This is a genomic window from Rhodoplanes sp. SY1 (assembly GCF_046000175.1).
Taxonomy (GTDB): domain Bacteria; phylum Pseudomonadota; class Alphaproteobacteria; order Rhizobiales; family Xanthobacteraceae; genus Rhodoplanes.
This window is the reverse complement of the sequence record NZ_JBEOMB010000542.1, coordinates 1-601: the sequence shown is the minus strand read 5'-3', so window position 1 is coordinate 601 and position 601 is coordinate 1. Positions and strand designations below refer to the sequence as shown.

Annotated in this window: 1 pseudogene; it reads left to right on the top strand. The window is 66.9% G+C overall.

From position 1 onward, the window contains the following. Nucleotides 1-601 (top strand): annotated as a pseudogene (locus tag ABTU92_RS30840) (patatin); the annotation flags it as partial.

The following is a 601-nucleotide window of genomic DNA, read 5'->3' as shown; positions in this document are numbered from 1 at the left end:
GACCCCAGCGCCGACAGGACGCTCATCGGCATCCTGAAGGCGCTCCTCCCGACCTTGATCGCGCAGGCCCGCTTCAAGCCCGAAGAGCTCGCGCCGATCCTGAAGGAGAACGAGTACTCCCGCTTCGTCATCGCGCCGTCGCGGGACATCGCCGGCTCGGACCTGGCGATCGCCTGCGGCAGCCTCGGCGGCTTCAGCGGCTTCCTCCATCACAGCTTCCGCCGCCACGACTATCTGCTCGGACGCCGCAACGCGCAGGCTTTCCTGCGCTGGAGCTTCGCTCTGCCCGAAGACAACTCGCTGTTCGACGGCTTCGCCGAGAGTCGTCGTCCGGACTGGCACGTGAAGGCGCCCAAAGGACCCCCGGACGGACGCGACCTCGAAAGCCGGCTCGAGATCAAATGGTTCGCCACATGGGAGAAACCGGACGCGCCGCCGAAGAAGGGCCTGCCGATCATTCCGCTGACCGAGCGGATGAAGGCGGAGATCAAGATCCCGGATGCGGACCGGCCGCGCCCCGACAAGGTCGATCTCGCCGTGTTGCGCCTGCTGATCGACCGCCGGGCCAGGCGGGTGCTCGAATGCCTTGTCGACAAGGATC